This window comes from Bizionia paragorgiae (assembly GCF_900107625.1).
In the GTDB taxonomy this organism is placed as follows: domain Bacteria; phylum Bacteroidota; class Bacteroidia; order Flavobacteriales; family Flavobacteriaceae; genus Bizionia; species Bizionia paragorgiae.
Genome location: NZ_FNQK01000004.1, coordinates 1 through 26,600 on the forward strand (window position 1 = coordinate 1; position 26,600 = coordinate 26,600).

Genomic DNA, 26,600 nt, shown 5'->3' on the forward strand with positions numbered 1-26,600 from the left:
TTTTGTTTCAACCAATAGCACTTTGGTTTGCCATTTCAGCAATTAATAGATTTATCAGTGCTATGAATGATTAAAAAGTCACTCTTGTCTGTGTTACGATATTACTTTAGTGTCTAAGAATAAATAATTTTAAAAACCGTTATAAAAAACTTCATATAAACGGTTTCATTAGATTTTTGTAGTTTTGTTTTTTAATTAACCGAACTATGAAAGCCATACTACTTTTTGCAATAACGATTTTACTATTTTCCTGTAGTGATGATGAGTTTAACTCAACAAAAAAATCAATTTTAATTGAAAAAGAAAACTCGTTAACTGCACAAGAAAAGATTAGAGAATTACTTTTAAAAACTGAAGGCGATTATGAGCAATTAGCTTGTATTTTTAATAATTCTCCAAGCAGTACAAAACGATTAAAGAATGGAGAAACATTTGCTACACCAGAAGCGGAAATAGAAATAAATAAACATTACAACTACTTTATTGTAAAGGAAAATAGTATTGATGATTTTAAGGCAGATTGTATTTCATATAAATGGTATAATCACACCAAAAGTTTTATGTCTAACTGGTGGTTTTGGGGTGTCTTTGTAATTTTGATTATTATTTCTTTCGCAACACTTGATATGGATGGAAATGAACTCTTAATTATCTTTCTTGTTTTATTATTTTATGCTGTAGTCTGGCTTTTAAATTATTTTGGAGGAGAACCAGTTTTCTCTGGTGTTCCAGACAATTTTATTAATACCTTAGATACTGTTTGGGAATCAAAAATATAGCAAATGAAAAACTACATATTTATATTGGTTCTACTATGTCTGTTTAGTTGTAGAAATATGGATACAGAAGAATTGAAAGTTTATAAAAAAGACATCACTTTTAATGAAGCATTATATCTAATTAATGAGCATAAACAGTTTGAGTTATCAAATAATAAAGATTTTTACAATACGCTATTAAAGCAATCAGAAGCGTATTTTATGAATATTACTAATGATTTTATTGAAAAGGAATTTAAGATGTCTGGGTCATTTAATGAAATAGGAATCATTAACAGTAAGACTCCCAAGGAACGGTTTTTAATATGGGAATCGAAAATAAACAACTACTTTTCATCACTATCTTATCTACGATTTATTAAATCTAAAACTAATAATCATTCTAAAAATATAAACAACCAAAGAAGAGCAGAACTTGAAGAGCTTTTGAACTTTATATCTGAGGATTCCTTATTCCTAAAAAAACAAACAGTTTCAATATTCAATGCCTCTGAAGAGAGTGTAAATTTATCTATTTCCAAAGCGAACGAAAGTATTAAGGAAAACTTGAAAGATGTAGCTTACACATCAGCCGAGGTAGCTTCAGTAGTTGCAACAGGAGGGACAGCTATTGTTATTGGTTCAGTTGAAGCGACTGGAATTACTGAAATGGCTTATGATTTTGTTGTCCCAACAGAAGATGAAACTAAAAAAATTCTAATTAAAGAATATTCGAATTTTTTAGAAAACAATAACATTGATTTTACAATAGATCTTAATCAAAATACTACTCAGTATTATGATAGGTTGATAAAATTAATAAATGATAGAAAAAATGAAAAAATACGGTTATAAAATATTAATATTTATCAGTGTTTTAAACTTCGCTTCTTGTAGAAAAGCATCTAAAGAAGTATTAACTCAAAAGGCTTTAAAACAATTAATTTATAAAAGCGATGATGTAGCTCCAATACTTAAAGCAAACTTTCAAGAGGATGTATTATCCAAATTAAGTCTGTCATTAGATAACTCTCAAATAAAACTATTAGCAAAACAAATTGATAATAATAAACCATTAGCCAAGTTATTAAATGATAATCCAAAAAAAATTAATGTTTGGAATTTTTTATCGCATTCAAAATACTCTAATGAAATCGATGCGATTAATTACTTTAGTAATTTACCTAAAAATCAATTTATTCTAAAAACAACTGATGATGTTGGAGAAATTATTGATGTTAATAGCGGAAATGTTTTAGCCAAAGTTTCTGATGAGATAATCTTAGTTACCAAATTAAACAAAAACCCATTTTTAAACCTTAAAAACTTTGCACCTAAAGCCGTTTATAAAATTAAATCTACCTTATACAGTATAGATGATTTGGGAAGAGTAAATAATGTAAAAACACCTTTATTAAAAATAAATAAAAATACTGTAAATATAATTGATGAAGGAGAGCATATTCTTTCATCAAAATTTGGAGGAGTTAATTTAGGAATAAACAAATCTTTCTTATCTATTAATGATTTTAAACAATTAAATTCCGATTGGCACTTGGCATTAGTTAATCGAAAAAAAATAAGCGAAGTTAATATTAAGCCACTTTATAGTGATAAATCGGGCATTCCTGATGCTTTTAATGTTAGTTATTATGATGGACAAACAAGAATTTTAAAACATATACCTAACAGCTTAAAGAAAACAAATCAGGATGTTTTTGAGCAAATGAAAAGACCTGCAATAGGCAAACATATTGATGGTAGAACAACTACTAAATTATTCCCTAAAGACATAACCTTAAAAGGGAATAAACTGTTTTATAACGGAAAGGAATTTGCAAGTATTGATGCAAAAACTAAAACAATTTTAGTAGATAGAAGAGCTGCTTTAAAAAATGGAATTAATCCATTATTAAGCCATCCTAAACTCCTTGAAAATTATAAGTACGTAGTAAAGGATGGAAAAAACACACATATTTTTAAAACGGACAATTTTGGTAGGGTTTACGAAACTGAACATAATATCAAAGAAATAGTCTCAAAGTCTAGAAATGTGGTTGAGCAGAACAACGCTAAGTTATATGGAGACGAAGTAAGTTCAAAAACGACAATCAAAAACTTAACAAACAAACAGCATCAAAAGCTTAGTGATGAAGGAGGACATTTTTTAGCAGATTCTGCTGGTGGTATTCCTGAGTCTATCAATATAACAAGTCAAGCTTATAAAGTAAACCATAGCTCTAAATGGAGAGGTCTGGAGAATAATATCTTAACCTCTGTTAAAAATGGTGATGTTGTAATAGTTAAAAATAGACAACTATATTCTGACAACTCCAGACGTTCGAGTGGAGCTATTATTGATTTACAAATAAATGGTAAGTCTGAACAATTTACTTTTGATAATATTAATAATACTTTAAAAGATATTCAGTAGTTAGCCAACTACGACAGTAAATTAAAATATTTTTCTAGGCAGTCAATGATTACTGTAAACTTAACCGAGATGAAGCGTTGGCAAATTGACCTCATAAAATTTTGGCTAAAACAATAGGAGAGTGGAGCGTACATATTTTAGGGGTTTAGTAATAAACATTCTCAATTGTTATGACTTTCCAAGGAATTTCTAAGCAATCTTAATGAGTCACAATATTTCCTAAAATATAGCGTAACGAGCCGTAATTGTTTCCAAAAGTTTATGCAGTCTTGATTTTTTGTTTTAGGTATTTAGCCTTCGCTAAATAGTGTTTCAAGACAAAAGATAATGAAAGAAGAAAAAAAGATTAATTGAAGTTCTACATATAACAAGTGCATAGAATTTTATTTTTCTTAAAATTTATGCTCTTGTGGAAAGCTTACGAGAATCTCGTGAAATTTTTTATTACGTACATTTTATCGAATACGCGATTTTTAATAAGAGAAAAAAGGTTAGCTTTTATTTTGGCGTTGGCAAGCGTTGGCTATCCCGATGTAAAATCGGGACGAGCGCTTGGTAGCGGCAACTGCGAAGTACATCACGAGGACATATTTTTAAAATAAGTATAATCCGAGTAATTTAACATAACAGCTAATTATAGATACAAATGTTTTTTAAACGCTGCAAAGCAAACCACTTATTAGTTTAATGACCCAGTTCATAATTCACTTAAATAATAAAATGTCCTGAGATATTTTACATAATGCAATTATAGCTAACTATGAGGAACAATTATTCAAGTATGGCGTGTTTGGTTTCCTTTTACATAATTGTTGACGATATGAGCCCAAAGGCAATCATATCTACAATTATATAAAATAGCACAGCTATACGGAAACTGCACACACTATATTTGTCCTATAATGTTCTGCGTTATGTAACTTTGCTTTGGTAAAAGCGAAGTTAAATTTCTACATTTTCTTATTTTTTTCTTCTAAAATGTTTCTATACAATGTTAATGGAACACTCTTTTTACGGAACGACGATAGGAGAGTAGTGGAATGTGTGTGGAATGAATTAAGTGTTCAAAACTTTTCTTAACTATGTGATTCTTTACAAATATTTACCTATAAAAAATCTGTATATTTAATTTTAAAACTTACAATTAAATATGGCAGGTGAAGCAAGTGTTTTTCAGATGAGTGGTGGTGGTTATGATTATGAACATTACGTACAAAGTGGTTTTTTATTAGCAATGATTCTTCAAGGAAGTATTCCTGTATTTCCTAATGGAAAAGTAAGCGAGTTAAGTTTCCAATGTAAAAGATTAGGTTATGAAACTGATGATTTATTTCTAAAAATAAAAGCTCGATCAAATGAACATAGAATAATTGCACAAATAAAATATAATATATCAATAACAGAAAAGAACGATACGTTTTTTGATGTTATAAATGCTTTTTGGAAAGACTTTAATAATGATAAGATTTTCGACAAACAGAAGGATAAATTATTTTTAATTAAATCTAGTTTAACAAATGAAGATAAAAATCAAACACTTGTATTATTAAGTTGGGCATCCACACATAAAGATGAAAAAGATTTTTTTAGTGAAGTTGAGAGAATAAAAGTTAAGAAAGATAAACTAACTGTATTTTCTAATTTACTGAAACGAGCCAATAATAATGTTGAATTATCAGAAACAGAATTATGGGAGTTTTTAAAATGCTTACAAATACTAGCTTTTGATTTTATTAGTGAAAGTAGTATAAGTGAGACAAATGCACTCAATTTAATTAAACTTTCAAAATCTAAAAGCATTGATACTACATCTTTCGAAATATGGACTTCAATTATAATTAAAGCTAGTGAATACAATAGAAATGGAGGAACCTTAACTTTTGAAGAATTAAAAAAAATAGATTTATATAAATACTTTGATTTAACATTAACTCAAGAAGCATTTAAGGCTGTACAAAAGCTCAAAGATGATAGTAGTTTAATTTTAAAACCTTTAAAGTCTAGTATTCAAGACTACCATATTGAAAGAACTTCAACAAAACTATCAGTTTTAGATTCTATAAATAACTATCCAATTACTTTTATTACTGGTTCTCCAGGTGTTGGCAAATCAGCAATAGTTAAGGAATTATTATTTGATGAATTAAAGAACGTTTCTCCTTTTATATTTAAAGCCGATCAGTTCAATAAATCGACAATAGCTCAAGTTTTTGGGGAAATTGATATAACTTATAATCTAGTAGAATTATTTAGTACAATCTCACTAATTCAAGACAAAATACTTATAATCGATAGTGCAGAAAAACTTTTAGAAGGTGATCCAGATAACGCCTTTAAGCAATTACTAGCAGTAGTTGAAGAAATAGGTGGCTTAAAATTAATCCTAACATCTCGTTCATATGCTGTAAATGTAATAACTCAAAAATTTGGAATTAAAAAAGAACTAATTAACTTAATTGAGATACCAAAATTAAATGATGAAGAATTAAAGGAAATACAAGTTGTATTTCCTCAATTATCTACATTATTTTCTAATAATGAAATTAAAGAAATTATGCGAAGTCCTAAATATCTTGAATTTGGACTTAATGCAATTAATAAAAATGATTTTAAATCAGGAACAGAAATTAGCTTAACAGATTTTAAAGATAAACTTTGGTCACAAATTATTGAAAATAGTACTGTAGTACGAAGTGGTCTGCCAAGAAAAAGAGGAAAAAGTTTTTCACATATTGCTATTGGTAGAGCGAAGTCTATGCAACTTTTCTTTGAACCTAATGATAACGAAATTGATTATGAGGCAGTTGAAGCTTTATTAAACGATAATGTAATAATTAAAAACAAAAACATTTATGAATTCTCACCGTCTCACGATATTCTTGAAGATTGGGCTCTAATAAAACATATTTCTAGTATTGAAAAAAAACTTGTAAATAAAGATGAATTATTTACAAAACTTGGAAATCAACCATCGATGAGAAGAGCTTTTAGGTTATGGGTTGAAGAATTAATAATAAGTGATATAGATACTGTAGTAAGTTTAATCAAGAAAACATTAGATAATGATAATGTTGAAAATTATTGGACTGATGAAATTTTAACTGCAATATTCAGGTCTAACAATTGTGAACCCTTTTTTGTTAAATTCAAAAATGAACTTCTCGAAAATAATTGTTCATTTTTAAACAGATGTGTCATAATTATAAGAACAACTTGTAAAGAATACAATTTAAACAAAGAATCTTCTAATGATATTTTATTTCCAGTTGGATCTGGTTGGCAAGAAATTTTGCACTTTATAGCTGTATATATTGAAAAAACTTCTTCTATTAGAAATTCAATTACTGCATTGTTATTAGACTGGGAATTTAAATATATATTCGAATTTAGTACTTGTACTAGCAATGAAATTGCGTCAGCAAATATTATTGTTTTACACTATATAAAAGAAATAGAAAACCAAAATGAATATTGGTTTGGGAGATCTGAAACAGATAAAAAAGAAAGTTTAGTCGAATTGCTATTTGGGTTTGCTGAATATTCTGCAAAAGAAATAGGAGATTTATTAATGAGAGTTAGTAATAGTAGTGATGACGATGATTATAGCAGATTGAGAGGATTTAATGAATTAGTTGTAAAGAAAGCTTTAGCAGGTTTAAGAAATTACAATTTGATAAAAGTTCATCCCGATTTGTTAATAGAATTAGCAAACAAGCATTGGAAATATGTTCCGCCAAAGAAAAAGGATAACGAAGGACCTTTTGGATATAGTTTTCCTTCTGCTAATCAAAGAGAAGATTCTTGGGGTTTAGTTAGACATCGATTTGATTTTTTTCCATCAGGTATATATAAAACATTTGTTTATAATTTTTTAAGACAGCATTCAGGTAAAGCAATAAAGTTTATTATTGACTTTACGAACTATATGACATTATCATATTCTAATTCAGAGTATGGTAAAAAAGAAGATTTAAAACTTATTGAAATTGAATTAAATGATGGTAAAAAAAATGAGCAATTTGGAAATGGATTTTTATGGAATGCATATAGAGGAACTACTGTAACACACTATCTTTTTGAAAGTATTTTATTAAGTTTAGAAAAATACCTATTAAGCATTGCAAAACAAGAAACTTCTGATAATAAGTTTTTAAAAACTATTGTAGATTATTGTTTATCAAATAGTAATTCAGTTGCAATCACAAGCGTACTTGTAAGTGTTTTTATTGCTTATCCAAAGTCATTTGGTAAATCAATAATACCAATTTTAAAGATTAAGGAGTTTTATGAAATGGATTTAGACAGAGCTACAAGAGAGCATTCTGCTTTAGCAATCGCTGATTCTCGCATTAGTTTTGCTCAAAAAGAAAAGGCTGATTTTAATAGGCTTCCACATCGTAAAAAGTATACTAGAGGGTTGAGAGATTTAATTTTTCAATATCAAATTAATTATGGTAATTTAAATAAAGAAATTCACGAAATTTTTGATGGTTTTTATAAAACTAGTAAAGATCACGTTTTATGGGAAAAAGCAATCAACGAAATGGATGTAAGGAAATATGAGGCAACCGTTTTAGACAAAGAAAAAGGACTCATACAACTTGAAGTGAAATATCCAGAAGAAGTTCAAAAAGCTGTTGAAACTTTTACTATTGAAAGAAAAGATGAAGATACATCATTATCTTTTTCGGGGATTTTACGTAATGCAAAAGATGGTGATTTAAGTGAATTAACTTTTGAGAAATGGAATAATATTTACACCCATTTTTCGTCAAATGATGTTCAAAAATCAATGTTTGACATGCCAGTAACTTTGTCTGTAATTGGGTTTAAAGATTTTCCTGAACAGTTAGATAATAAACAAAAAGAATGGTGCATTACAACAATTGCATATACAATTGGTAACATAATTAAATATATAAATTCTAGAGGTTATAGTTTTGGTGAGGATATTGGCTTTAATATAATGGAACAACAAACTTCTATTGAAGCATCTCATTTATTATTTCAAAACATTGATGATGCAAATGATTTATGTGAGGCTGAAATAATGATTTCTTATTTGATAATTAGTGGTCTAGCTGACTATGAGCAAAAATATTTTTTAAAATACTTTAGAAACTCATTTAGCGAGACACTTCCAGATTTATCGAAAAAACTATTTTTATTCTTAATCAAATATTCCAAATTTATTAAAACGAATAAAGCAATCAGATTTAGGAGTAAGGAAGAAGAAATAGAATTTAAAGAAAAGGAGTTTGCTTTTATTAAGAAAATTCAAAATGAAAAAACAGAAATTAAAATTGATTCTATAAACTTTGATATATATGAACCTCATTTTCTTGTCAGAGCATTGTTTATGATTCCTGTAAAGAGTAATTATAAGTTTCATCAAGATTTTATTTTAAAACTAATAGAACTTATAATAAATGATTTGAAGTTAGAAATAGGAGATTCTTTTCGTATATCAAAAAAAGACAGGAAAGTTGATATACGCCAAATGATTGACTTAAGGTTTTATCTAAATGAAGTTCTTATTTACAATGAAATAGAATTTTCAAAAAAAATGATTGATAGATTAACAAACTTTTATTTTGAAGAGAATTTTGAGTTTAATTATAATGAAAAAGATTTATATGAATTTGTAAGTGAAATTATTGATACAACAATTACTAGATTTGAAGATGTCATAATAGAAAATAAAGATCCAATTATTCAAGAGAAATATAGAACCCATTTTTGGTTATTATGGAAACACCTTTATCAAAAAATTGTTTCATCAAAATCTCAACATTTTAGAAAACAACTACTCCTAGATTCTAAATGGTCTGTTAAATCCAATAGTTGGATGGTTTTAGATGGAGAAAAAGCATTTTATGAAGAAATGTTAAATTATTTTGGTGATTCTAGCTTATCTAGTATAATAAATGTTTTTTCAACTTTTGGTGAAAAGATGTTTTTACCTGATGGAATAAAATGGATTGTAAAATTCATTAAAGAAGATATAGAAAAAGCTAAACATTTAGAATCTAAATCATCTGTAAAGTTAATTAAAATGCTTTTTAATAATCATATAAGTAAAATAAAAGAAGACCAAAATTTAGTTTCAGATTTTATGTTCATTTTAAATAAAATGGTGGATAATGGTTCCTGTGAAGCATACTTAATTAGAGAATGTGTTATCATTTATAAAATTAGTTGAAATTAATTATCGATGTAAAACGACCTCATAAAATTTTGGTAAAACAATAGGTAAGTGGAGCGTCCATATTTTAGGGGTCTAGTAATACAGTTTCTTAATATTTGTAACTATACAATAACTTCAAAGCAATCTTAACGAGTTACAATGTTTCCTAAAATATAGCGTAACGAGCCGTAATTGTTTCCAAAAGTTTATGCAGTCATGATTTTTTTGTTTCTTTTTTTATCAAGAAAAAAAGATAATAAAACTTAAAAATGTATCTTGTTATCTATGAATACTATCAATGAAAACGCTTTAAATTTTATGAAATCAGAGCTTAAAAAAGCTCAAATAGAAGTTTCAGAAAATGAAAGTGGGAGAGGAGCAGTAGACTTTAATATCACTACTAATAATGGTAATTCTTATCAATTATTCTTTAAATCTATTGATGCTGTTGCAGAAAAATTTATTAAAATCTCAAAGCAAGATTTAGGAGAATTAAACGAAAATCTTTTAATCAGTTTAGTTCTTTTAATTGAGAGCAAAGCGAAAGTTTTATATCTAATTCCATCAACAGTATTTTTAAATCCAAACTCTATATTTAAAAGTAATGACGTAATGCTAGCACATTTATCGAATTGGGAAATTAGTGTGTTTACAAATGCAATTCCAGAATTAAGTAAATATGCTTTAGAGAATATGATTGACAATCTTTAATTGTTGGTTCTAAATATTATGTAAAATAGAATTTCAGAAAAGCTTAATTGGAATTATAAATAGAACAAGTGCTTAGAATTTTATTTTTCTTAAAATTTAAGCTCTTGTGTAAATTCACGAGAATCTCGTAAAAAAAATCACAACGAACATTTCCTCGAAAACCTGAATTTCAATAATAGTTAAAAGCTAGCTTTTTTTTGGCGCTGGCAAGCGATGGATAATTGTGTTTAAAATAAATTGCTAGAGCAATTTGATTTTATAAAGCAATCGAGCGCAATTGCAGTGGCAATTTTACATAGCGACTAATTATAGAACAAATTGTAGTTCTGAAGATTCTTGATAACTTGCGTATTTGAAAAAACTTGAACCATTGTACAGAATATGAAAGTTATCGATAAGCAAAAACGATAATGTTTAATTACCCATATACAAGCGTTTATTATGAAAAAACACATACTGGGATATTTTACATAATATAGAATTATAGCTTACGAATAATAATGAGAACTTCATAAGCCGTAATTTCTTTTAACATAATTGTTGACGATATAGACCTAAAGGCACTATATCTACAATTATGTGTAAATAGCCTGAAAAACGGCTATACAGAAATTACTGTACATTTGTACTATAATTAATATTATGTAAAATAGAATGTTTATTTACTCTTATTCTCTTCAGTTCTTTGTTTATATCTCACCCCTTGTTAATGGTTTGCCTCTTACACCTCTTACAAAATATACTCATTAATAAAACTTTAACGCAGTTATAGCATTTCAGCAAAGCCTTTACGCAAATGAGCAAAACACCAAGGCATTAAAACCGTAGTTTTGAATAACGATAAATATTAATCTTAAAACTTAAAATGATGAATAGCGAACAATTAGAAGGAAAATGGAAACAAGTTAAAGGACAATTCAAACAAAAATACGGTGATCTTACAGATGATGACGTGACATACACCGAAGGAAAGTTTGACGAAATGCTTGGTAAAATCCAAGAAAAAACGGGAAAAACCAAAGAACAACTTTCAGACGAAATCAATAACTGGTAATTCCAGGTTAAAGCGTTTAGTAACATAAACTTAACGCATATCAAGGTGTCATTTATAAGAATTGACACCTTTTTTTATGTAAAATAGTTCATATACTAATGCCTAAATTTTTGCTAAAACTAGAGATAATTGCAAAGCATTTAGTATCTTTAGGTAACACAGAGAATTAACTAAAAAATAATACTATATGGACATAAATTTTGAATACCACGAAGTCGATCCTAGTGAATCACTAGAGTTTTTTGTCACCGAAAAACTAAACAAACTTTTTAATAAATACGAATTTATAGTTCGTGCCGATGTGTTTTTTAAAATCCAAAACTCATCTAATAATAACGGAAAAATATCTGGTGTCCGCTTAAGTGCTCCAGGTCCTCGCCTATTTGCAGAAGCCGATAGCGATACCTATCACAAAAGTGTTACCGAAGCCCTTACGCAACTTGAACGTCAATTAGAAAAGCGTAAAGGCAAAATGAAGACTCATTAACAACAAAACCTCATAAAACAAAAAAAACTGCTTTTCTCAAAGCAGTTTTTTTTTTTGAACTCTCCACTTACACTACGCTGCCGGAATTTTTATTAGCGCCACTACTCCTCTATCACTGCAATTCTTTAGATAGAACTTATAATTGGTCTCATAAATGGACTGTAAACGCTCATTAGTAATTTTTATACCAGATCCATTGCCTAAAGATAATAGCGTTTCGAAATCAGCCGATAACGGTGTTCCGTTATTACTGATTTCAATGTACACATACTGTTCAATTTTATAAATAGATATACTAATAACCAACTCGGTGTGTTCATAAGAATAGCCGTGTTTAATAGCGTTTTCTATTAATGGCTGTATTAGTAAACTTGGTACTAATTCCTGTTCTAATCCATCCGTAATCGTTTTTCGTATAATTAAATGATCTGAAAACCGTACAACTATAATATCCAAATACTTATCTAAAAATTCTAATTCTTTAGATAGAGGGATTAAAGCCTCGTCGTTGTGCTCTATAATACCTCTAAACAAATCTCCAAAATCTGCGATTACATTTTGAGATTTCTCCGGGTCAATATCAATTAGAGAAGAAATACTGTTTAAGGTATTAAACATAAAATGAGGATGGAGCTGTGAGCGTAACATTTGCAATTTACTAGTCACTAATTGCGTTTGTAATTTCGATTTTTGAAGTTCGATTCCTTTTATTTTATTTACATAACTGTAAACATATATTATAGAAATGGAAGAGAAATAAATTAAAAAATCCTTGTCCACACCAGCTAAAAACCGATCGAATGAAATATTGTCTATAGCTTCATTCACGCTCAAAAGTCCTGTAAAATACCCTATCGCAGTTATCGAGCATAAGGTGGTAAACCCCAATAAAAAAGAAAACAACGCATGTATTAAAAACATTATTTTTAATTGAAAATTCTTATCAATCATTTTATTGGTTAAATAGTAGGATATGATCATAAAAGCAACAACAATCAGCCACTCCGCAACAAATTCATAGACAAAAAACTCTAACCAATTATAAGATTCGTAAACTCCTCTATTAAGCTTCCAATTAATTTTTTTTATTAGTTGAAGTGATAACGCTAAAGTTAAAAATGCAACCAAATAGTTTAATAATTGTTTGTTTATTACCGTGTTTGATTTCATTTAATACCTAGTTTTTTATAAAACATTTTTTTATAACTATGACCTATTCTAAAAAGAGCATCATCTTTCATCTTTACATCCACCTCCCCGTAATTAGAATGGATGAGTTTGTTTATAAAGTTAATATTAACCACTGTCGATCTATGTATCCTACAAAAATCATCGGGTGATATATCGTTTATTATATTATTCAATGAGTCTCTTAAAACATAAGAAGTATCCGAAGTAAAAACATCGATATAGCTTCTAGAAGCCGTAATATATGTAATGCTCTTTGTGTCTATAAATGATACCGACTTCCCTGTTTTTACGGCTAGTTTATTTTTAAAAGAAGAAGATTTCCTAGAATTTGTGTCCTCTACACGTTTTAATAAATCGTTTAATTTAGCCTCAAACAGGGTTTGATTTTGTTGGTTTACATAAGACAAAGCTTTATCCACTGAGGCATTAAACCGGTCTTGTTTATATGGCTTAAGAAGGTAGTCTATCGCAAATAAATCGAAAGCTTTAACAGCATAGGTATCAAAAGCGGTGACGAAAATAACCATGGGTGGTTTTACATCAATGTCTTTTAACACTTCAAAACCACTACAATCTTTCATTTTGATATCCAAAAAAATAAGTGCGGGTTTTAAGTCATTTATCATCTGTATTGCAGACTTTCCCGTTGCAGCCTCTCCTATATAGTGAAGTTCCGGTCGCTTCAAAACTAAACTATACAAGCGCTTTCTCGCCAAGGGTTCATCATCAATAATTAAACAACTTATCATCATTTTTTTAGTGTAAAACTAACTAAAATATACAATAGTAATTGTATATAACTCTTTTTAAAAACGTAATATAAAGGCTTTGCAACACTTTCAATACCCTTAGAAAAGAACTTGACACGCTTCGCAACAATTTTGATAAGCCTAACAACGATAACACCTAGTTTTGATTCTTATTAATTTAAAACTAAACACGAATGAAAATTACCGCACTTAGTATTTGCATGCTACTAACTATTACTAGTTTGCACTCCCAATCGTTTGAAGCCACTAATCTACCGGACATAACAACAACAGCTTCTGGATCTAGAAGTGCTAACTTTGTTGATGTTAATGGTGATGGATGGGATGACATCTTTTTCTCTAATGGCCCTTCTGGAGGACAAAACAACCTACTTTATATAAATAATACCGATGAAACATTTACTACCGTAACCTCTGGTGATATGGTCTCTGATGGCAGTAGCTCGGACGGTACGAGTTTTGCAGATGTTGATAATGATGGGGATTTGGATGCGTTTGTAGTGACTTGGGCTTCGGGGCTTTCTGGAAAAAACTACTTTTATAGGAATGATGGTTCCGGGAGCTTTACTCACGAACCAAGCGTAACTTCTGGTGTCTTCACTTTTTCTGAAATGGCAACTTGGATTGATGTTAATAACGATCAGAAATTAGATTTATTTTTTACAAGTAGCGCAGGAAATGCAGTGAATAGATATTATGAAAACCAAGGTGATGGCTCCTTTACAGCGGTATCCAACTTACCGATTACTAATGAATTTTTAGCCACCCGATCTGTAGATTGGGTAGACTACGATAATGATGGGGATTGTGATTTGTTCCTTACCAATGAAAACAATACAGCCAATTCTCTTTTTAGAAATGATGGCCCTAATAACTTCACGAAAATAACCAACCTTTCTATCGTATCCGACTCAAAAAGTTCTAGTGGTAGCTCTTGGGCAGATATCGATAATGATGGAGATTACGATTTGTTTATTGCCAATTGGAATAACCAAAACAATCAGTTATTTAGAAATGATAATGGCGTTTTCACGGAAATAACATCTTCTGTAATAGCAAGCGGTGGTGGAAACTCTTTCGGATCAGCGTTTGCCGACATTGATAACGATGGAGATTTAGATTTGTTTGTTTGTAATGCATTTTCTAACACACAAACCAATAATTTTGTTTATATCAATGACGGCAATGGTAATTTTACACAAGACACAACTAGTGATTTAGCTCTACATTCCGGATGGACGTTTGGCTGTGCTTTTGGCGATTATAATAATGATGGCTGGTTAGATTTGATCCTTGCAAATACCCTAAATGAAAATCAAAATAATTCACTTTTTAAAAACACAGGTACTGGAAACAACTGGATTAAAATTAACTGTAAAGGTACAGTATCTAATACGTCTGCAGTAGGTACTAAAGTGCGTATGAAAGCAAATATAAATGGCTCCGATGTGTGGCAAACACGCCGCATTGCTGCTTCTACAGGCTATAACAGCCAAAATAGCTACACGGTTCATTTTGGCCTAGGAAATGCGACTTCAGTTGATGAACTGGAAATTACTTGGCCTATTGGAACCGTTCAAACATTTACTAATTTAAATGTAAACACCACTTACAATAGTGTAGAAAATATGACGCTAAGTACTCCTGAATTTAAAAGAAAATCAACTTCAAAACTTTATCCAAACCCAGTTGGTGATACCTTAAATATGGATATAGAATTAAACAAATCGTATTCTAATTTAACCTTATTGATATATGATTTAAAAGGAACATTAGTTTCTAAAATCTCAAAACTAGAGACGTCTAATAAATCACTTCAGACCGCACTTAATGTATCACCATTAACAACAGGGACTTATTTATATACTTTGCAAACCGCTAGTGGCCAGTCCTTACTATCTGGTAAATTTATTAAGAAATAATTGATACACATTAACAACAAAACCTCATAAAACAAAAAAAAACTGCTTTTCTCAAAGCAGTTTTTTTATATCTCTATTTTAAATCGTCTTTAGATTTCCCTTTATAAAGTTAGTGTTTTAAAAGAAATCTGTAATTTCTTTTCTACTGCTTTTAATTGTGTCATTTCATTAGAAAGTACTAAAGCTATCGATTCTCCTTTTTTACCTGCTCGTGCCGTTCTACCACTTCTATGGGTGTAATATTCTAAATGTTCTGGCAATTGGTGGTGAATAACAAAGCCTAAGTTATCAACGTCAATACCACGCGCCGATACATCGGTAGAAACCAAAATTTGAAGACTCGTATTCTTAAACGCACGCATCACTTTATCACGATCTTTCTGCGTCATATCGCCTTCTAAAGCATCTACATTAAAGCCTTCCTTTTGCAATAATTGCTTTAGGCCCTGTGCTCCCGCTTTGGTTTTACAAAAGATTATACCGCGCTCCTCTTCTCTATCTTCCAATAATCGGATTAAGGTTTCAGGTTTGTTGGCAATCGTTGTTTCTACAAAATAATGTGAAATATTAGCGTTTACAACACTGTTTCTGTCAATTTCAATGCGCATAGCATCTTTAGACACATAACGCTTTACAATCTCCTTTAAATCCTCAGGCATCGTTGCCGAAAACAGCCACACATTTCGCGTTCCTGAAGTCGCATTAAGAATGGTATTTAAGTCCTGCTTAAAGCCCATACTCAACATCTCGTCCGCCTCATCTAGAACAATAGTCTTTATCTGTTTTAAATCGATACAATTTTTATCTAGTAAATCTACCAATCGCCCTGGTGTAGCCACTACAATATGTGTTGTACGCTTTAGGTTTCTAATCTGAATGTCTATTTTTTCACCGCCATAAACCCCTTCAACAAAAACCTTGGCATCGTTGTATTTGGTAAATTTAAAAAGTTGCTTCTTGATCTGCTGAACCAGTTCGCGTGTTGGTGATAATATCAAAACCTGAATGGCTTCTACACTCGGATTCACTTTATGTAATGCCGGTATACCGTAAGCTGCTGTTTTTCCTGTACCCGTTTGTGCTAATCCTATAAAATCTTTAGCCGAAGCTAATAACATAGGTATCGCCTGCTCTTGGATCTCTGTAGGTTTTGTAATTCCTAATTCTTTTAAGGATTTAACGTAGTTTTTACGAACTCCTAAATCTTTAAATGTTGTCATAATATAGTGTGTAATTAGAAATAATAAATAGCTAAGCCTAGAATCTGTAAATCAATAGTACTAAATTTTAGTCTTCTGGCGGAAATCCGTGAATCTCTTCAAAAACTTCATCAAAATTAGTACGTAGATACGCGTTTAGTTTTTTGCGGTAATCGTCTTTTAACCACTCGACAAAATTAAAGGTACTTTTACTAATACATTTGGTATAACGCTGAATTCTGAAATCGATATCATCACCCAATAGTTTTGCTAATGCTAAAGCATCCCACAAATCCTCACTGTTTTCAATACAGATTTTAGCGTGATGCTGAATCGAACGTTCTAAAATCACTTTAGACGACTCTCCGTTTCTTATCGATGCGATATAATTTTTCTTAATATCAAAATACACGTCTTCCGATTTTGCAAACTCTGCACGAACCGCTTCTGGCATTTCATACCTGAAGTTTTCTTCTAAATCTTCATCACTTAAAATACCGTCTAAGTAGAAGTTTGGAGATCTAAAAATCTTTTGCCAATCTAAATCACTTCCCCAAGGACCAAAACGGTGTAAGTTGTTACCCAAATCAATCACCGTAAATTTGGACTTGTTCTTTAAAATACGCGACCCACGACCAATCATCTGGTAGTACAATGTTAATGATTTTGTCGCTCTATTTAAAACAATACAATCTACAGTCGGCTCATCGAAACCAGTAGTTAAAATACTTACCGAAGTTAAGATGGCATCAGGCGTTTCTTTAAACCATTTTAAGATGGCTTTACGCTCTTTTTTACTGTTATTATTATCTAAGTGCGCAATAGGATACCCCGCACGTCTAAACGTATCGTAAACGTGTAACGACGTGTTAATACCGTTATTAAAAATTAAGGTTTTCTTACCTTTACAACGCTCTTCATACGCTTGAATAAGCTTGGTAAGCATGTCGGTATTCGTGTATAAATCTTCAGAAGATTTTACAGTATAATCACCGTTTGCACCTACCACTAATGAGGTTAAACCTACATTGTATGAAAACACTTCTGCGCGTGCTAAAAACTCATTTTCAATTAACGACTGAATAGTTTCTCCTACAATTAATTCGTTGTAGTTATCCTTCATCGGTAGATTTATATTACTACTTAAAGGCGTTGCTGTAACTCCTAAAATAAAGGACTTTTCAAAAAACTTGAATAATTTTGTAAATGAGTTGTAGTGCGCCTCATCAATAATAACCAATCCGATATCCGAGATATCTAGTTTGTTATCTGTTAACCTGTTGTTTAAAGTCTCTACCATCGCTACGAAGCAATTGTAGTTCCCTTGATCTGATAAATCCGCTTTACTATCAATCACCTTATTGGTTACTCCAAACTCCGATAACATATTCGAGGTCTGTTTACACAACTCAATACGGTGGGTCATCACCAAAACTTGTTTCTTGTGATGCTTTAAATACTGTCTTACAATCTCAGAGAATATTACTGTTTTCCCACCACCAGTAGGCAGTTGGTAAAGCAGATGGTAATCTTCTGGTGCATCTTCAAAACATTTAAAAATTTTGTTTATAGCTCCCCTTTGGTAGCTATATAAATTCTTTCCTTCCGTGCGTTCTTCTAATTCTAAAGCTGTTACTGACATGTAGTTTATTCAAATTTTACAATGTGCAAAAATACAACGTTTTGTAGGCTTTTCACGATTAATTGCCATAAAAATTTTAAAAAGTGTATTTTTGATTGCTACTATGACAAACACTTCAGAGGAATACCAAAAACAATTCAGTGGGTTTTTCAATACCCCTCACCTATTTAATTCCCCCGTAAATGGCTTAGAGCCATACACTAAAAAACCTGAAAACAGCTTTCGATTTCATGCTGCTATAAATCCGAAAGTGAGACTAGGTCAGCGCGTAGAACGTTTTGTTACTGCCGAACTCTTACAACTTCCAAACTTATCTGTTTTAGTCGAAAATTGTCAGATTAAAAATGAACTGCGTACCATTGGTGAGCTCGATTGTTTGTTTTTAGATCACGCCAAGCCTATTCATTTAGAAATTCAATTTAAATTTTATTTATACGACCCCAGCTTAGGGACTTCTGAAATCGACCATTGTATTGGTCCCATGCGTCGTGACACTTTAAACGAAAAATTAAACAAACTAAAAAACCACCAACTGCCCCTACTCTACGCCCCCGAAACCAAGCCTCTACTCGACAGCCTAGAATTACAAGCAGAAGATATCACCCAAAAAATCTATTTTAAAGCACAATTATTTTTACCTCTAGGAGAATCTGTTACCCTAAAAACACTAAATCCCAATTGTGTTTACGGGTTTTATTTTCATTATGATGATTTAGAACAGTTTGAAGACTGTAAATTTTATTGTCCTAAAAAAACGGATTGGTTGCTGGATGTTTCTCCAGCAGTCCACTGGCAAACCTATTTGCAAATACTGCCTAAACTAATGACTTATAAAAGTGAAGGGTATTCCCCTTTAATCTGGTTAAAAAAACCCAATGGCGAACTCTCCAAATGTTTCGTAGTGGCTTGGTAGTTGAAAACTAATGCTATGGCATAACCTAAGATTTAAGCGCTCTCAAGGGTTAAAAACTTAACTATTCTTCTTTACTTTGCAGTATTAATTTCTATCCATGATTGACACTGAAATACAAAACCAATTACACACGGCTCTAAAAACCTATTTCGGTTACGATAGTTTCCGTGGCCAACAACAGGACATTATAGAAAATGTATTACAAAAAAAAGATACATTGGTTATTATGCCTACAGGTGGTGGTAAATCCATTTGTTTTCAGATTCCTGCTGTTGTTTTGGAGGGACTTACCTTAGTAATTTCACCCTTAATTGCTTTAATGAAAGATCAGGTCGATGGACTTAACGCCAACGGTATTAAAGCCGCTTTTTACAATAGCAGCCAGTCGGCAGAAGAACAACAAAACATTATAGAACAGGCAATCACCAAAGAAATAAAACTGCTTTATGTGGCACCAGAAAGTCTTTCAGGCTTAGAAAACTTGGTTAATGAAAAATATATTAGCTGTGTCGCTATCGACGAAGCCCACTGTATTTCTAGTTGGGGCCACGATTTTAGACCCTCTTACCAACAATTGGGCTTCTTAAAAAAGCAACTCCCCAACACGCCTATTATTGCCCTAACGGCGACTGCCGATAAAGCCACCCGTCAAGATATTATCGAGCAGCTTGAAATACCACATGCCGATCAGTTTGTGGCGTCTTTCGACAGAAAAAACATTGAGTTGGAAGTCCGCCCTGCCGATGCTCGTGCAAAGCAAATTATAAATTTTATAAAAAAACACCCCGGACAATCGGGAATCGTGTATTGCCTGAGTAGAAAAAACACGGAGCAAATCGCTAAAAAATTAAACGATAATGGTATTAATACCGACTGTTACCATGCCGGATTGAGTTTTGAGGATAGAACGCGAGTTCAAGAAGATTTTATATTCGATAAAACGCAAGTGGTATGCGCCACTGTAGCTTTTGGAATGGGAATTGACAAATCTAATGTCCGCTGGGTAATTCACCATAATATGCCTAAAAACATCGAGGGCTATTATCAAGAAATCGGACGTTCTGGCCGTGATGGTTTAAAAGCAAAAGCCCTGTTGTTTCATAGCTATGCTGATGTGATCCAGCTAAGAAAATTTGCTTCTGGAGCTTCTAATGAAGAAGTACAAATCGCTAAACTAGAGCGTATGAAGCAGTTTAGTGAAGCCACTACCTGCCGACGAAAAATTCTACTCAGCTATTTTGGAGAATTGCTAGCCGATAATTGTGGTAATTGTGACGTGTGTAAAAACCCTCCTAAATTTTTTGATGGGACCGTTATTGCACAAAAAATTCTATCTACCATCACCCGAGTGCACCAACAAGAAGCCATAGGGACTCTAATCGATGTGCTTCGTGGGGCCAATAATGCTAATATATTAGACAAAGGCTTAAACCGGATTAAAACCTTTGGTATCGGTAACGATATCTCTTGGAAAGATTGGCAACACTACATTATTCAGCTTATAAATCAGGGGATTTGTGAAATCGCTTTTCATAAAAATAACGCCCTACAACTCACTGAATTTTCAAACAAAGTCCTATTTAAAGGCCTTAAAGTCTACTTAACGCATCCGGTTCATATTACCGAGCAGGTAAAAACTACGGTTGCATCGAAAAGAAAAACAGTAAATAGCAATAGTCTATTCGAGCGTCTAAGAAAATTACGTTACCGCATTTCGCTAGAGGAAAACCTTCCAGCGTATCTTATTTTTAATGATGCGACCTTAAAAGAGATGGAGCGCGTACGCCCTATGTCTGAAAGTGAGTTTTTGACTATTTCCGGTGTCGGACAGCGTAAAATGGAGGTTTATGGTGATGAGTTTATTGCTGAAATCCTAGATTTTATGGGCTCGAAAATTAAAAAGCCTAAAAAAACAGATACACATTTAGTGACTTATGAACTGTACAAATCAGGTTTATCGATCGAGGAAATATCCGTGCAACGAAAATTAAAAGCACCAACAATCTACTCCCATATTGCTAAATTATATGCTGATGGCAAAGACATTAATATGTATGACTTCGTTTCAAAAAGTGATGTTGAAGCCGTTCATAAAGCTAAAATAGAATTAGAATCTCCAAGTACATTAAAAGAGTATTTTGAATATTTTAATGAGCAAATGGACTATTTTAAAATCCGTTTGGCTTTAAGTGTTGTGGATAAAGACGCGTAAAAAGTTGGGCATCGAAAAGGTAGCACCTTGCTAGTAACGTATAGCGATTTAGGGCATAAATCCCTATCGTTAATAACTCCTTGACTTTCCCTTTTAAAAAACCCTTAAAAACACTTACTTTGCGTCTTCAAAAACCAAGTATTAAGTGAAAGTTTGTATCGCCGAAAAACCGAGTGTAGCTCGAGAGATTGCTACTGTTTTAGGAGCTAACACCAAGCGTGATGGCTACTATGAAGGCAATGGCTATGCGGTAACCTATACTTTTGGACACTTATGCACCTTAAAGGAACCAAACGATTATAAACCACATTGGAAAAGTTGGGATTTAAACAACTTACCCATGCTACCGGAAAAATTCGAGACGAAAGTCACCAAGGATTCTGGTATTCAAAAACAATTTAAAATTGTAAAAGGCTTGTTTGATAAAGCCGATGTGGTGATAAACTGTGGGGATGCCGGGCAAGAAGGAGAATTAATACAACGTTGGGTATTAGATCAAGCGAAGTATAAAGGTGAAGTCCAACGTCTATGGATTTCCTCCTTAACCACCGAAGCGATTAAAGAGGGCTTTAACAACCTTCAACCGTCTTCCAAGTATGATAATTTATATTACGCCGGGTTTTCTCGTGCTATTGGTGATTGGTTATTAGGTATGAATGCCACCCGTTTGTACACTGTTAAACACGGGGGCTACAAACAAGTGTTATCTGTAGGGCGCGTGCAAACCCCAACCTTAGCGATGGTGGTAAACCGCTTTAAAGAGATTGAAAACTTTAAACCACAACCCTATTGGGAATTACAAACCTTATACCGAGAGACTTTATTTAGCTATGAAGAAGGCCGTTTTACTAATGTTGAAGAAGGGCAAGTCCTCGCGGATAAAGTAAAAGAACACGACTTTGAAATCGTTTCTATCAGCAAAAAAAACGGTAATGAATATGCACCTAAACTCTTTGATTTAACGGGTTTACAAGTGTATTGCAACACCAAATTCGGTTTTTCTGCCGATGAGACGCTTAAAATCGTTCAAAAATTATACGAGCAAAAAGTAGTAACCTACCCTAGAGTAGATACCACCTTTTTACCCAATGATGTGTACCCAAAAGTGGAAGGTATTTTAAGAAACATTACAAAATACAGTGACTTAACAGCACCTCTATTAGGTAAAAAAATCAAGAAATCTAAAAAGGTCTTTGATGATTCTAAAGTCACCGATCACCATGCCATTATCCCTACTGGGGTACAAATTAATTTACAGTACAACCAACAACAGGTTTATGATATTATAACCCGACGTTTTATTGCTGTATTTTACGACGATTGTAAAGTGGCAAACACAACAGTAATTGGTAAAGCCGATACCGTTAATTTTAAAACTACGGGAAAGGAAATCCTAAGTAAAGGATGGCGCGTTGTTTTTGAAACTGGCGATTCTAAAACCAAAGAACCCGGACTGTTACCGAGTTTTACTAAAGGTGAAAAAGGGCCACACGAGCCTTCATTCCTAGAGAAAGAAACTAAACCGCCAAAGCAATTTACCGAGGCCTCCTTATTACGGGCCATGGAAACAGCAGGAAAGCAGGTGGACGATGATGAACTTAGAGATTTAATGAAAGAAAATGGTATTGGTAGACCTTCTACCCGTGCCAATATTATCGAAACACTCTTTAGACGCAAATACATAAAGCGTAATAAAAAACAAGTGTTACCTACGATTACCGGAATTCAGCTTATTGATATCATCCAAAATGATATGCTGAAATCAGCAGAACTTACCGGGCTGTGGGAAAAGCAATTAAAAGATATTGAAAAAGGAGACTATAGCGCCGGTGCTTTTATAAAAAATATGAAGCAGATGGTAGACCGCCTTGTTTACGATGTGCGCAGTGAAACCGTAAAAGCTAATATCTCGTATACCAATAATAAAACAGGGACTTCTTCTTCTAAGAAATCCTCTAAATCAAAAACTAAATCCGCTAAAAAGGCTGTTGTGGGTCATGCCTGTCCGAAATGCAAATCTGGACAATTAGTAAAAGGAAAAAGCGCTTATGGCTGTAATTTATACGGTAAGAGCTGTGATTTTGTATTGCCTTTTAGTTATGCTGAAAAGAAAATATCATCCAACCAGTACTTAAGATTACTCACTAAAGGGTCGACAGTTAACCTTAAAGGATTTAAAATTGATGGTCATGCTGTGGAAGGCTTACTGCGATTTGATGAAGCGTTTAAATTAAAACTTGAACCCAAAAAAGGCACAGCTAAAGGTGCAACAAAAACAACTTCCGACGATATAGCTTGTCCGAAATGTAAAAAAGGCACCATTATTAGAGGTAAAACCGCCTACGGGTGTAGTGCCTATAAAACAGGATGTGATTTTAGGTTTTCTTACGATGCCATTCGTGAAAAAGCCAACGGCCAGACATTAACCAAAGACCTGGTTTATACTATATTAAATGGAGGGTAAACACTATCATTTTAAAATCTATAAACCCTATGGCATGCTTAGCCAGTTTGCTAGCAACTCCACGCAACAAAAGCGTAAACGGTTTTTGGGGGAGCTCGATGACTTTCCGGAAAACACCATGCCTATTGGTCGCCTAGACGAAAAAAGTGAAGGCTTACTCCTACTCACCACCGATGGTAAACTAAGTCATTTTATTAACAGCTCTGCGATAGAAAAAGAATACTACGCTTTGGTGGACGGCGCCATTTCAGAAGAAGACATCTTACAGTTATCACAAGGTGTAGAAATCGGATTTAGCGGTAAAAAATACCAAACCAAAGCCTGTAAAGTATTTAAATTAAAACAGGCTCCCAACCTACCGGAGCGTTCGAAAAAAATTCGTGATGATCGCCACGGACCAACAACTTGGATATCTATTACTTTAACTGAAGGAAAATTTAGACAAGTCAGGAAAATGACCAGCGCAGTGGGCTGTCCCACCTTACGATTGGTTCGCGTTCGCGTGGGTAACATACACCTTAACACCATGGATATCGGTGCTGTAGAGCCCGTAAACATACCGCAAACTATCGACTAGTTTTATCTACCAATCTCTATTTTTCATTTTTAGGTTATCTCGGTAAAATCATGCGACTCTACTTTTGTTTTAACTAATATTTAAGTGATTATACACCGTAGTCTCTCTAAATCTGAGTATTTTTACATTTAAAAGAACAACATAAATGAAAGAAACACTAGCCACTTTTTTTTACGATTACTTTATAAAATTTAACATCCCCGAAACAGCAGCCTTATACCTCAATCTATTAACGATGATTACGGTACTATTAATTGTACTTTACGTTATAGACAGGGTAACGCGCCGCATTTTAATATCGGTATTCACGCGATTTTCAGGGACTACCAAAACCAATTTTGATGATATTTTATTAAGCCATAACGTGCCTAGAAATTTAGCGCATATTATACCTTTTGTTATTGCCATACGCTTTATACCTGTTGTTTTCTATCATTTTGAAGATGCCGAAGCCTTCTTTATTAAATCTTTATTGGTACTCGGTATCATTATGGTATTATGGATTGTAAGAAGCCTGCTGCAATCCTTAAACAGTTACTTTAAAACCCTTCCAAAATTAAGAGATAAGCCTATTGACAGCTACATCCAAGTCTTTATGATATTTGCTTGGTTTACAGGGATTATTTTTTCGTTAGCGGTAATAAGCGGTATAGAAATATGGAATTTCTTAACGGGATTAGGGGCTATATCGGCAGTTATTCTTTTAATATTTAAGGATACTATACTAGGTTTTGTTGCCAGCATACAAGTGGCTATTAACGATATGGTACGCATTGGCGATTGGATTACTTTTGACAAGTTTGAAGCCGATGGTGATGTTATAGAAATCACTTTAGCAACGGTGAAAGTTCAGAATTTTGACAAAACCATTACAACCATTCCTACCTACGCCTTAATTTCGGAGTCGTTTAAAAACTGGCGTGGAATGACAAACTCTGGGGGAAGACGGATTAAACGACACCTACTTATAAAACAAAGTAGCATAAAATATTTAACCGATGCTGAAATTATAAAACTAAAAGAAATTCAGATTATTTCAGAGTATTTAACCAATCGTCAAGAGAAACTTAAAGAGTACAACTCTAAAAATAACATTAATAAAGACCTCTTATTAAACGGTAGAAATTTAACAAACATTGGTGTCTTTAGAAAATACATTCAAACGTCGCTAGAGATGAATCCTGCCTTAAACAAGGATATGATAGCGATGGCAAGACAGTTGCAACCAACGACCCAAGGAATTCCATTAGAAATTTATGCGTTTAGTAGTGACAAGCGTTGGAAAAACTACGAATATGTGATGTCTGATTTATTCGATCATATTTTAGCGGCAGTGCCTTATTTCGACTTAGAGCTATTTGAACTACCAAGTTCAACCAGCAGTAAATATATTACCACTAAAACAAAAGGACCGATTGACTCCTATGGAGAAAGAAAGGATAATGAAAAGGAAAGCTCTGAAAAGGAATCTACAGAAGATAGTAAAACCGGATTAGATTATAATGATTTAAACCCCAAGTAGGGCTGACTAGTTTAGAACTAAAAAAGCCTCGATTTGAATAAAATCGAGGCTTTTTTAATTTATAATTATACTGTTATATTTTCTTAACACGAACGGCATTTAAACCTTTCATTCCTTTTTCTAGTTCAAATTGAACTTTGTCATTTTCGGCAATCTCATCGATTAAACCACTAACGTGACAAAAGTATTTTTCACTATCTAGTGCATCAATAATAAATCCGAAACCTTTAGAAGAGTCATAAAATGACACTTTTCCTTTGTGGATTGGATCTACTTCTTCTTCTTCTCCTTCTTCTTTTTTAGGGACTCCTAAAACAATGTTCTTTGCCTTTACCTTTACTTTGTCCTCTGGATTTGGTGGCGTATCCGTTAGGTTACCGTTAAAATCTACATAGGCCATAGGTATTCCTGAAGTTCCATTTTCAGCAGCTTCAGCTTTACGGGCTTCCATCTTCTTTCTTTTCTCTTCTCTCTTCTTGAGGCGTTTTTTTTCTTTTTCTAATTTGTTAAATGTCTGTTGCGACTTTGCCATTCTATTCTTTGGTAAATTGTTATTT

The 26,600-nt window shown here is 32.3% G+C and carries 18 protein-coding genes; 13 read left to right on the forward strand and 5 right to left on the reverse strand.

Annotated elements, in window-relative coordinates; all coding sequences use genetic code 11:
- The first annotated feature begins 206 nt into the window (after positions 1–206).
- From BLV64_RS03395 to hpf, 7 genes are all read left to right on the forward strand, one after another.
- Positions 207–779, forward strand: coding sequence for a hypothetical protein (locus tag BLV64_RS03395; RefSeq protein ID WP_092132454.1), 573 nt, complete (start codon positions 207–209; stop codon positions 777–779).
- A 57-nt stretch (positions 780–836) separates the two neighbouring features.
- Positions 837–1,613 (forward strand): hypothetical protein, encoded by a 777-nt coding sequence (locus BLV64_RS03400; protein ID WP_092132456.1) that lies wholly within the window; start codon positions 837–839, stop codon positions 1,611–1,613.
- A complete protein-coding gene (locus BLV64_RS03405; RefSeq protein ID WP_092132459.1) occupies positions 1,582–3,192 on the forward strand; it encodes a DNA/RNA non-specific endonuclease in 1,611 nt (536 codons plus the stop codon). Before BLV64_RS03400 ends, BLV64_RS03405 begins: the two co-directional genes overlap by 32 nt.
- Before the next feature lie 1,150 nt (positions 3,193–4,342).
- Complete coding sequence (locus BLV64_RS03415) at positions 4,343–9,394, forward strand: NACHT domain-containing protein (RefSeq protein WP_092132465.1); 5,052 nt, start codon at positions 4,343–4,345, stop codon at positions 9,392–9,394.
- 270 nt (positions 9,395–9,664) lie between these two features.
- Positions 9,665–10,090, forward strand: a complete 426-nt coding sequence (locus BLV64_RS03420) for a hypothetical protein (protein WP_092132468.1) — start codon at positions 9,665–9,667, stop codon at positions 10,088–10,090.
- Between the two features lie 868 nt (positions 10,091–10,958).
- Positions 10,959–11,144, forward strand: coding sequence for a CsbD family protein (locus tag BLV64_RS03425; RefSeq protein ID WP_092132471.1), 186 nt, complete (start codon positions 10,959–10,961; stop codon positions 11,142–11,144).
- 187 nt (positions 11,145–11,331) lie between these two features.
- The gene (gene hpf, locus BLV64_RS03430; protein ID WP_092132474.1) at positions 11,332–11,631 is read left to right on the forward strand and encodes a ribosome hibernation-promoting factor, HPF/YfiA family; all 300 of its coding nucleotides are present in this window, start codon (positions 11,332–11,334) and stop codon (positions 11,629–11,631) included.
- A gap of 72 nt (positions 11,632–11,703) precedes the next feature.
- Here the strand turns inward: hpf and BLV64_RS03435 are convergent, their stop codons facing one another.
- Together BLV64_RS03435 and BLV64_RS03440 are read right to left on the reverse strand one after the other, a co-directional pair.
- A complete protein-coding gene (locus tag BLV64_RS03435) occupies positions 11,704–12,801 on the reverse strand; it encodes a sensor histidine kinase (protein WP_092132477.1) in 1,098 nt (365 codons plus the stop codon).
- A complete protein-coding gene (locus tag BLV64_RS03440) occupies positions 12,798–13,574 on the reverse strand; it encodes a LytR/AlgR family response regulator transcription factor (protein WP_092132479.1) in 777 nt (258 codons plus the stop codon). The genes BLV64_RS03435 and BLV64_RS03440 overlap by 4 nt, the downstream gene beginning before the upstream one ends.
- A gap of 191 nt (positions 13,575–13,765) precedes the next feature.
- On the opposite strand from BLV64_RS03440, the gene BLV64_RS03445 reads away from it, so the two are divergent.
- Positions 13,766–15,514, forward strand: coding sequence for an FG-GAP-like repeat-containing protein (locus BLV64_RS03445; RefSeq protein ID WP_092132482.1), 1,749 nt, complete (start codon positions 13,766–13,768; stop codon positions 15,512–15,514).
- Positions 15,515–15,615: 101 nt separating this feature from the next.
- Here BLV64_RS03445 and BLV64_RS03450 read toward each other — a convergent pair whose 3' ends face one another.
- Entirely contained in the window at positions 15,616–16,734 is a 1,119-nt protein-coding gene (locus BLV64_RS03450; protein WP_092132484.1) for a DEAD/DEAH box helicase, read from the reverse strand.
- 67 nt (positions 16,735–16,801) lie between these two features.
- Positions 16,802–18,355 carry a DEAD/DEAH box helicase gene (locus tag BLV64_RS03455; RefSeq protein ID WP_092132487.1) on the reverse strand — a complete coding sequence of 518 codons (1,554 nt, stop codon included), beginning with the start codon at positions 18,353–18,355 and terminating at the stop codon, positions 16,802–16,804.
- A gap of 103 nt (positions 18,356–18,458) precedes the next feature.
- On the opposite strand from BLV64_RS03455, the gene BLV64_RS03460 reads away from it, so the two are divergent.
- The 5 genes from BLV64_RS03460 to BLV64_RS03480 all read left to right on the forward strand — a co-directional run bounded on the left by BLV64_RS03460 (position 18,459) and on the right by BLV64_RS03480 (position 26,043).
- Positions 18,459–19,268: a DUF1853 family protein gene (locus tag BLV64_RS03460; protein WP_092132490.1), complete on the forward strand. Its 810-nt coding sequence runs from the start codon at positions 18,459–18,461 to the stop codon at positions 19,266–19,268.
- A gap of 97 nt (positions 19,269–19,365) precedes the next feature.
- Positions 19,366–21,480, forward strand: a complete 2,115-nt coding sequence (gene recQ, locus BLV64_RS03465; RefSeq protein WP_092132493.1) for a DNA helicase RecQ — start codon at positions 19,366–19,368, stop codon at positions 21,478–21,480.
- A gap of 145 nt (positions 21,481–21,625) precedes the next feature.
- Entirely contained in the window at positions 21,626–23,944 is a 2,319-nt protein-coding gene (locus BLV64_RS03470; protein WP_092132495.1) for a DNA topoisomerase 3, read from the forward strand.
- On the forward strand, positions 23,934–24,521 hold the full coding sequence (locus BLV64_RS03475; protein WP_092132498.1) for a pseudouridine synthase: 588 nt from the start codon (positions 23,934–23,936) through the stop codon (positions 24,519–24,521). The genes BLV64_RS03470 and BLV64_RS03475 overlap by 11 nt, the downstream gene beginning before the upstream one ends.
- Before the next feature lie 145 nt (positions 24,522–24,666).
- Entirely contained in the window at positions 24,667–26,043 is a 1,377-nt protein-coding gene (locus BLV64_RS03480) for a mechanosensitive ion channel family protein (protein ID WP_092132500.1), read from the forward strand.
- Positions 26,044–26,116: 73 nt separating this feature from the next.
- Here BLV64_RS03480 and BLV64_RS03485 read toward each other — a convergent pair whose 3' ends face one another.
- Complete coding sequence (locus BLV64_RS03485) at positions 26,117–26,575, reverse strand: cold-shock protein (RefSeq protein WP_092132503.1); 459 nt, start codon at positions 26,573–26,575, stop codon at positions 26,117–26,119.
- Positions 26,576–26,600: the final 25 nt, after the last annotated feature.

What these genes read in the sequence shown, in the direction of transcription:
- recQ (WP_092132493.1), top strand. Translation starts at nt 19,366, where the DNA reads ATGATTGACACTGAAATACAAAACCAATTACACACGGCTCTAAAAACC.
- BLV64_RS03435 (WP_092132477.1), bottom strand. Translation starts at nt 12,801, where the DNA reads ATGAAATCAAACACGGTAATAAACAAACAATTATTAAACTATTTGGTT.
- BLV64_RS03415 (WP_092132465.1), top strand. Translation starts at nt 4,343, where the DNA reads ATGGCAGGTGAAGCAAGTGTTTTTCAGATGAGTGGTGGTGGTTATGAT.
- BLV64_RS03450 (WP_092132484.1), bottom strand. Translation starts at nt 16,734, where the DNA reads ATGACAACATTTAAAGATTTAGGAGTTCGTAAAAACTACGTTAAATCC.
- BLV64_RS03420 (WP_092132468.1), top strand. Translation starts at nt 9,665, where the DNA reads ATGAATACTATCAATGAAAACGCTTTAAATTTTATGAAATCAGAGCTT.
- BLV64_RS03460 (WP_092132490.1), top strand. Translation starts at nt 18,459, where the DNA reads ATGACAAACACTTCAGAGGAATACCAAAAACAATTCAGTGGGTTTTTC.
- hpf (WP_092132474.1), top strand. Translation starts at nt 11,332, where the DNA reads ATGGACATAAATTTTGAATACCACGAAGTCGATCCTAGTGAATCACTA.
- BLV64_RS03405 (WP_092132459.1), top strand. Translation starts at nt 1,582, where the DNA reads ATGATAGAAAAAATGAAAAAATACGGTTATAAAATATTAATATTTATC.
- BLV64_RS03425 (WP_092132471.1), top strand. Translation starts at nt 10,959, where the DNA reads ATGAATAGCGAACAATTAGAAGGAAAATGGAAACAAGTTAAAGGACAA.
- BLV64_RS03455 (WP_092132487.1), bottom strand. Translation starts at nt 18,355, where the DNA reads ATGTCAGTAACAGCTTTAGAATTAGAAGAACGCACGGAAGGAAAGAAT.
- BLV64_RS03400 (WP_092132456.1), top strand. Translation starts at nt 837, where the DNA reads ATGGATACAGAAGAATTGAAAGTTTATAAAAAAGACATCACTTTTAAT.
- BLV64_RS03475 (WP_092132498.1), top strand. Translation starts at nt 23,934, where the DNA reads ATGGAGGGTAAACACTATCATTTTAAAATCTATAAACCCTATGGCATG.
- BLV64_RS03445 (WP_092132482.1), top strand. Translation starts at nt 13,766, where the DNA reads ATGAAAATTACCGCACTTAGTATTTGCATGCTACTAACTATTACTAGT.
- BLV64_RS03480 (WP_092132500.1), top strand. Translation starts at nt 24,667, where the DNA reads ATGAAAGAAACACTAGCCACTTTTTTTTACGATTACTTTATAAAATTT.
- BLV64_RS03440 (WP_092132479.1), bottom strand. Translation starts at nt 13,574, where the DNA reads ATGATGATAAGTTGTTTAATTATTGATGATGAACCCTTGGCGAGAAAG.
- BLV64_RS03395 (WP_092132454.1), top strand. Translation starts at nt 207, where the DNA reads ATGAAAGCCATACTACTTTTTGCAATAACGATTTTACTATTTTCCTGT.
- BLV64_RS03485 (WP_092132503.1), bottom strand. Translation starts at nt 26,575, where the DNA reads ATGGCAAAGTCGCAACAGACATTTAACAAATTAGAAAAAGAAAAAAAA.